The sequence below is a fragment of the Ferroglobus sp. genome (assembly GCF_015521575.1).
Classification (GTDB): domain Archaea; phylum Halobacteriota; class Archaeoglobi; order Archaeoglobales; family Archaeoglobaceae; genus Ferroglobus.
Genome location: NZ_WANY01000123.1, coordinates 1 through 7,441, shown reverse-complemented (window position 1 = coordinate 7,441; position 7,441 = coordinate 1). Strand labels below are relative to the sequence as shown.

At 43.2% G+C, this 7,441-nt stretch carries 8 protein-coding genes; 6 read left to right on the top strand and 2 right to left on the bottom strand.

Going from position 1 to position 7,441, the window contains the following annotated elements; genetic code table 11:
* The first annotated feature begins 785 nt into the window (after window positions 1-785).
* The 3 genes from F7C14_RS05150 to hjc are packed head-to-tail and all read left to right on the top strand — an operon-like array spanning window position 786 to window position 2,790.
* Window positions 786-2,012, top strand: coding sequence for a translation initiation factor IF-2 subunit gamma (locus F7C14_RS05150; protein ID WP_290900526.1), 1,227 nt, complete (start codon window positions 786-788; stop codon window positions 2,010-2,012).
* Window positions 1,979-2,395, top strand: coding sequence for a PIN domain-containing protein (locus F7C14_RS05145; protein WP_290900524.1), 417 nt, complete (start codon window positions 1,979-1,981; stop codon window positions 2,393-2,395). The genes F7C14_RS05150 and F7C14_RS05145 overlap by 34 nt, the downstream gene beginning before the upstream one ends.
* Window positions 2,392-2,790, top strand: coding sequence for a Holliday junction resolvase Hjc (hjc, locus tag F7C14_RS05140; RefSeq protein WP_290900522.1), 399 nt, complete (start codon window positions 2,392-2,394; stop codon window positions 2,788-2,790). The genes F7C14_RS05145 and hjc overlap by 4 nt, the downstream gene beginning before the upstream one ends.
* Here the strand turns inward: hjc and F7C14_RS05135 are convergent.
* A complete protein-coding gene (locus tag F7C14_RS05135; protein WP_290900520.1) occupies window positions 2,787-3,815 on the bottom strand; it encodes a hypothetical protein in 1,029 nt (342 codons plus the stop codon). The genes hjc and F7C14_RS05135 overlap by 4 nt on opposite strands.
* Window positions 3,812-4,771 carry a hypothetical protein gene (locus tag F7C14_RS05130; protein WP_290900518.1) on the bottom strand — a complete coding sequence of 320 codons (960 nt, stop codon included), beginning with the start codon at window positions 4,769-4,771 and terminating at the stop codon, window positions 3,812-3,814. The genes F7C14_RS05135 and F7C14_RS05130 overlap by 4 nt, the downstream gene beginning before the upstream one ends.
* 333 nt (window positions 4,772-5,104) lie before the next feature.
* Here F7C14_RS05130 and F7C14_RS05125 point away from each other — a divergent pair, with 333 nt between their 5' ends.
* Genes F7C14_RS05125 through F7C14_RS05115 form a run of 3 tightly spaced genes read left to right on the top strand, consistent with a single transcriptional unit; the run spans window position 5,105 to window position 7,438 of the window.
* A complete protein-coding gene (locus F7C14_RS05125; protein WP_290900516.1) occupies window positions 5,105-5,725 on the top strand; it encodes a biotin transporter BioY in 621 nt (206 codons plus the stop codon).
* Window positions 5,712-6,797, top strand: coding sequence for an ATP-binding cassette domain-containing protein (locus tag F7C14_RS05120; protein ID WP_290900514.1), 1,086 nt, complete (start codon window positions 5,712-5,714; stop codon window positions 6,795-6,797). The genes F7C14_RS05125 and F7C14_RS05120 overlap by 14 nt, the downstream gene beginning before the upstream one ends.
* Complete coding sequence (locus F7C14_RS05115; RefSeq protein ID WP_290900512.1) at window positions 6,794-7,438, top strand: hypothetical protein; 645 nt, start codon at window positions 6,794-6,796, stop codon at window positions 7,436-7,438. Before F7C14_RS05120 ends, F7C14_RS05115 begins: the two co-directional genes overlap by 4 nt.
* Window positions 7,439-7,441: the final 3 nt, after the last annotated feature.

Sequence of the window (7,441 nt, the reverse complement as noted above, 5' to 3'; positions counted from 1 at the left end):
AGTTGCAGCAATTATCGTAAGAATTACCGCCGCAAAAAATGTGTCGTAAGTACTGTTGCAGCTTTCAGCCAAGTATGGGAATGTATAGGGGATTAAAACAAGAGGAGAGCATGTTATTGAGGCGTGAAGCGGTGGTATAGCTACCAAAATCAGAGTCACGGTAAAAATTTTCATTTTCTTCAAATTTTCGGGAAATAGGAAGAGGGTAAGCGAAAAGGTTGTCCAGCAAGCAGAAACAAGAAGAGGATTCCATGGATAACGATAGTCAAAAAAAAGCTGCTAAAGCCGAAAAAACAGAAATTACAACAAGAAAAACGCTTCTGTTTTGCATAAAATCGTATCTCAAAATTCGAATGAATGGATAAACAGCAAGCAAAAAGGGAGAAAGATAAAAGAGAATCACGTTAGATACATGTGCAAAAATAAACAAAACGAATTTTGCAGCTGATATCACACTGCCATAAAAAACCGTATATGCTGCAAGAAACCAGCCAGCGAAGAGTGGAAGAAACAACGCTAAGCCAAGGTCGTTTGATAATTCATACCACTTAACATTCATTTCCCCGATAATCTCATGAAGTCTCAGAATGTCTTTAGCTTAATATCCGTGTCTTTTCAATACGGCAATAGCTAAAAGCAGGGTTATAGCTGTTGTTAAAAGCATGATTAACGCAATTTGGAAAAGCTTTTGCTCGTTTAATCCCTTTTCTTTGATTGCAAGATGGACGAAAAGGATTCCAACGATAACTCAAGATTTAAATATCTCCCAATCACCTCATTAAAATATGTCAAAAGACGTTCCTCTTCCGGAAGTTAACATAGGAATGGTCGGTCACGTTGATCACGGGAAAACAACACTTGTTGCTGCTTTAAGCGGAGTTTGGACGGACAGACACAGCGAAGAACTCAAGAGGGGGATTTCGATAAAGCTTGGATATGCTGACGCAACTTTCAGAAAATGCCCTTTGTGCGAACCTCCCGAAGCTTACACAGTTGAGGCTGTTTGTCCAAAACACAACGTCGAGACGGAGATACTTAGAACGGTGAGCTTCGTCGATAGTCCCGGACACGAAACGCTGATGGCAACAATGCTGAGTGGAGCTGCTTTGATGGACGGAGCTGTTTTGGTTATAGCAGCCAACGAGAAATGTCCGAGACCGCAAACAAAGGAGCATTTGATGGCTCTCGAAATAATCGGAGTTGATAAGATCGTAATAGCTCAGAACAAAATCGACATCGTTCCAAAGGAAAGAATTCTCGAAAATTACAGAGAAATCAAGGAGTTTGTTCAAGGAACAATAGCCGAAAACGCTCCGATAATTCCAATCTCCGCTCAACAAAAAGTGAACGTGGATGCCCTCATCGAAGCGATAGAGGAAACGATACCAACTCCGGAAAGAGACCTCTCTTCAGCACCGCTCATGCACATAGCAAGGAGCTTCGACGTGAACAAACCCGGAACTCCTCCGGATAAACTTCTTGGGGGAGTTGTAGGCGGAAGCTTGGCGAGGGGAAAGCTTAGGGTAGGAGACGAGATAGAGATCCGCCCGGGAGTTAAGGATGAAAGAGGTAACTACAATCCGATATACACGGAGGTCGTGAGCATAATGGCTTCAGGAAGGCAAATCGAAGAGGCTACACCCGGAGGACTCATAGGAGTGGCAACAAAGCTCGATCCGTTCTTAACCAAAAGCGACGGGCTTGTAGGCAACGTCCTCGGACATCCAAACGAGCTGCCGGACGTTCTCTACGAATTCACCATGGAGGTTCAACTGCTTGAAAGAGTTGTGGGAACTGAGGAGGAGATTAAAGTCGAGAAGATAAAGATGAACGAGCCTTTGATGCTTGCCGTCGGGACTGCGATAACTCTCGGAGTCGTTACTTCAGCGAGAGACGATGTCGTGGAGGTAAAGCTGAAAAGACCGGTCTGCGCTGAAGTCGGAGATAGGGTGGCTATAAGCAGGAGAGTCGGAACGAGATGGAGGCTGATAGGAGCGGGAAGGATAAAGTAAAATCAGCCGTCTTAGATACGAACGTTCTAATCTACATCTTCACTCAAAAAGTTGATCTCCTCGATCAGCTTCGTGAACTCGGCTTTAAGAAATTTTTAGTCCCAGACAGAGTTTTCGAGGAGTTAAAAAACCTCAGCATTTCTTTAACAGGAAAAGAAAAAAGAGCTGCTAAACTTGCGATAAAGCTTGTAGAAAGCTGCGGAGATTGCGAAATCGTTGAAAGCAATACCGTCGGAACTGATGATGCTCTTTTGCAAGTTGCCAAAAAATTTGGTGCCACGCTAATAACTAACGACAAGAATTTACGTAGAAGAGCTAACGAGGAAGGAATAGAGACCGGGTATTTAAGGGAACTGAAATTCGTGGAGATAGAGGAATTATGAAGAGGAAGGGGAGTAGATTTGAAAGAGAACTTCTCAACCTTTTCTGGGATAACGGTTTTGCAGCTGTAAGAGTAGCTGGAAGCGGTTCCTCTTCCTATCCCTCTCCAGACTTGGTTGTGGGGAACGGAAAAAAGTTTTATGCGCTTGAAGTGAAGATGAGAAAAGAGCTTCCGTTGTACATAAGCGGGGAAAGGCTTAGAGAGCTCGTCATGTTCTCGAATCTCTTTGGAGCAAAGCCGTTAATAGCTTTTAAGCTTCCAAGAAAAAGGTGGAAATTTTTCACCATCTCAGATTTAATAGAGACTGAAAAGGGTTACAAGATCGGAGAGGAGAATTATCATTTAGGAAAGGATTTTGAGGAAATTATAGGAAAATACAAGCAGGAGAGACTTTAAAGTTCCTTGAAAAGTTCAAGGTACATCTTAGCTATCTTCTCTGGACAGTTCTGCTTAACGTAATTTTCAGCCGCTAAAATGTTTTCGGTCACATCCATCGTTCCCTCAAAGATTCCTTTGAGTATTAATTTCAGCTCTCTCAAGTCCTTGTACTTTATCACCTCCTTGCTCAAAAAGGTAACGAACTCTGTATCGGATGTTACAATCGGAGTTAAGGCTCCGAGGCACATTAAAACAGAGCTCGAAACGACAACTTCTCCTTCTTTCACCTCACCCTTCTCTTTGTGAATCAAGCAGACGTCTGATGCGTGCAAGTATTCGTAGATTCTCTCTAACGGAGGTCTTTCCCTTCTAATTTCGACGAATTCGTCTCTCAACTCAAATTTCGATTCCGGGTCGACGAGGAGTAAAAATTTGTAATCTATCACCCTACTGAGATCTTTTAAAGCGGGAAATGCCGGGAGAACGTGCAATTCCGGTTTCCAACCGTAGCTAAGGAGAATTTTTCCCTCATCTATCCCAAGCTTCTTTCTGCTCTTTTCCTTATCTCCTTTAACAAGTGGGCCGGTGGGATAGGGAATTACCCTCAACTTGTCCTTGTATTTCGTCTTTTCCCACTGCTTCACGTACCTCTCATCGAAGCATACCACTGCATCCCACTCGAATTTGTAAAACAGCTCGTTGGTTGGAGGTTTTCTTTCGTGGACAACGTAGACAGTCTTAGCTTTCCTCCTTATTTCAGGGAAAATTTCAAGTAGCTCTTCCACAGGAGTCCATTCAATTCTCTGAGCTATGAATACATCGTAATCGTTTTCGATGAAAGGTTCCGGATCGAAAAACCTTCTTTCATGCTCGACATCGCTGTAACACCTTATAACGTAATCCTCATCCTCCTTGACCCTCCTTATAACGGTGGGGGCGAAAACCACTAACTTATGTCTTTTCGCAAATTCCCTTCCGATTAATTCGGCAAGCAAAGAGACTCCACAAGCGGAGTTCCATCTTGAGAGTATCGCTATCTTCATGGCACCAGTTCGTCGATTAGGTCATTTACATTACAGCTCGCCACGCAGCAAACTTTGTCGGCTCCTCCGTAAAAAACCAAAAGTTCCTCTTCGATTAAGATTGCCCCCGTCGGAAAAACAACGTTCGGAACGTCTCCTTCTCTCTCGTATTCTTTTTCAGGCTCTAAAATCGGCTTGCTCGTCTTCGAAATAACTTTCCATGGCTTTTCCAGATCGAGTAAAGCAGCTCCGGCTCTGTAAACATCCCTCTCATCAACTCCGTGGTAGATTAAAAGCCACCCCTTTTCCGTTTTTATGGGAGGCGGTCCAGCTCCCACCTTCTTTTCCTCCCACTTCTCCTCAGGCTCCAGAACTTTTCTACTTTCCCTGATTACTCCCGGAACGTCAAAAATTGCGAATCTTATCTCTGACTTATTTAAATTTTCGCTCAACCACTTAGCTGGTCGATGTAACGCTGCAAATTTTCCGTTAAACTTCTCAGGGAAAAGGACGAGGTTCCTCTCCTCAGCGTCATGAGGCGTGACTATACCGAGTCTTCTGAAGTTTTCAAAGTCTTTTGTAACAGCTACGGCACACTTGGAGAAAGCCTGCTCAGGCTTTGGAATTCCAAACTTCTTTCTTATCCCGAAAGGAGGGGCTGGTGTTATCGTCGTTACGTAGGTGAAGTAATATTCGCTGTTTATCTGAGTGACTCTCGCATCCTCTATCGACAGTTCCCAAAGCTTCAAATCCGGCTCAAAAACGGGTTTATCTTTCCTCTCAATCAAATTCAGCTCTTTATCAAAAATTGCCAGACCGAGTCTCGAAATGTAATTTACGTATTCTCCAACCGCCCGATAGAAAACGTAGATCTTATCGTCCTTTAAAGCAACTCCGGGATTGAAAGTGGCTAAAGCCTCCCAGTCATCACCTCTCGGCTCTATAATTGGGTTCTTTCTATGCCTTTTCAGTTTCATCAAGAAATACTTGTTGTTCGGATTAAAAACTTTTTAAGAGAAATCTCGAAAGTTTGAAGCGAGTGATACAAAAATGAGATTTACCATTTCTGCAGCAGATATCTGCACTTTTTGAGATCACCAAACTTCGATCGATACTCAGATTACAAAAGGGGATTGTGAAGTTCAAATCCTTTGCGAGGTGTTCAAATCTAAACGGCGGAAATCTTACTTGCACTCCCCGCTCGTAGTATTGATCAGCCCAATTCCAAATCTCGTCCTATTTCATAAACGAGCTCGACAACCTTGCTAAAATTTCGAAAAGCTTAAATTTTTGTCAACCTTTTTGCATTTATGGTTGACTATAAAAAAGTACCGCTCATAATCGCTTCGACTTTGATAATCGCTGCTTCAGCACAAATGAACTTCAAACTCGGTCCAGTTCCCTACACAATGCAGAACTTCGGAGTTATGCTTTCCGGCTTCTTATTAGGAAGACAGGGATTTTTAGCTGTTCTCCTGTATCTCGCTCTTATAGCTCTCGGTTTGCCATTTGCAGCCGGCGGTGGAGGATTGGGAGTCCTTCTTGGTCCAACTTCCGGCTTTCTTTACGGCTTCGTAATCTCCGCTTTTCTCGCGGGAATTTTCAGAGAGATCGTATGGAAGAAGGGAGACAAAAAAGAAGTTGCTCTGCTTTGGCTTTCTACTCTCCTCGCATCCATTCCTATTTACCTGCTCGGCTTTGCGGTATTTTACAAATTCGCACTTTCTAACGAAAAACTTCTTCAATGGGCAAGTAAAGCAGCGGAATACTTCGGATTCCACACATCTTCAATTTTCATGCTGCTATTCTTCTCCACCGTCCTAATCTTCCTCCCTCAAGATTTCTTCGTCGACCATTTACTTGCGGTGCTCGTTTTCAAGTACGTATGGGAAATGCTTAAAGAGAGGGGAGTGGAAATTGATAGAAGTTAACGTCGATAAATACGTTTACCCGAACGAAGAGGTCGGATTGAAAAATTTGAGGCTCGAACTCTACGGAAACGAGATCGTAATCGGTTCAACTGGAAGCGGGAAAAGTACCTTGCTAAAGCTTCTGAACGGTTTAATCCCGAATTTTTACGGAGGAGAGCTTAAAGGATTCGTGAAAATTTTCGGTGAAAAGCCTAATCCGAGGGATGTTGCTTACGTGAAACAAATTCCTGAGGAAAGCATAACATGTTTGAAAGTGAAAGAGGAACTGACGTTTCCTTTAATCCAGAGAGGTATGAAGAGATCGGCAGCTCTGAAAGAGGCTGAGGAAGTTGCTGAAGATTTAAAAATTTCCCACTTGCTTGAAAGGTACACCTTCGAGCTATCAACTGGCGAGCTTCAGCTTGTTGAAATAGCTTCCGCAATTCTCTCCAATTCGAAGCTCATTGTTCTTGACGAGCCCTTCGCTCATCTGAGCGAGAGGAACGCAAAAAGAATAATCGAAATTCTAAAAGATGAGAGGGTGGTCGTTGCGGAACACAGGATAGAATTCTCTGATTATTTCGAGAGAACAATTGATCTTGGATTTGTTAAGCGGGAATTTCCCGAATTAAAAGGTGAGATAGGAGAGGTAATACATGATGGGAGTCTGAAAATCAGAGAAGGAGAAATCGTGGCTGTTATCGGAGAAAACGGAGCGGGAAAAACTATGTTGCTAAAAAAGCTTGCAAAAGAGATGAGAGGTCTCGATGTCGGGATAGTTCTTCAGAACCCCGCATACCACCTCACGGGAAGAAGAGTAAGGGAAGAGGTCGGAAAGTACCTCTCAGAGTTTGAGCTTGAAGGAATAGCCGAAAGACATCCTCAATCCCTCAGCGTCGGACAGATGAGGAAAGTTGCCATTGCGAAGGCTTTTAAGCATGAAGTTCTTCTTCTTGACGAACCCACCGCTGGTTTGGACGTGAATTTCAGAGAAAAACTGCTTTATTTGCTTAGGAAGCATAAAAAAACAGCGGTAATAGCGACCCATGATTTAAAGCTCGCAAAAGGTTGCGATAGAGTTGTGGAGTTATGATAGTCGAAAACCTAAAGGAGGGTTTTAAAGAGGGAAATCTCGAAGGAAGGTGCGTTCTTCTCTCTTCCCTCTTTCTATCCTCTTCAATATACATCTCCGGTTTTAACGTTCTAATTTCTCTATGCTCGATAGCAATTTCTGCAGCATTCTCCAAAGGAAAAGTCTTCAGGTTTATCTTTGGGTTTTTTCCAGTAATAGTCCTCCTTTTCGTATCCTCCCTCATCTCCGGCTTCGACGTTCTTATCGCTTTCATAGGAATTCTCTGCTCCGGAGCTTTGATTACCTCCTCAAAGTACTCCGAAATTGCTGGAGCATTAATCTACTTCAGATTCCCGGAAAAGTTCGTCAGCTACGTGGGAATATCCTTAGCTTTGCTACCAACAGTTATCAACGATCTCGAAAACGTGAAATTTCTCTACGGAAGAAGCGTGAAAGAGTACTATTCAATTCTTAAGGCGTTCGTGGCAGCGGTGATAATAAGATCCCTCAGTTTGGGAGAGACGCTCTATAGCAAGGGTTTTACCGAAAAAATTTACTACGAGGTTAGAAAACCGAACGCTATTGACCTCGCTCTCCTCTCGTTATCTTCTCTTTTATTCCTCTCCACAGTTCTTCAACCTCTTCTCTTTCAGAGCATCTGAAGT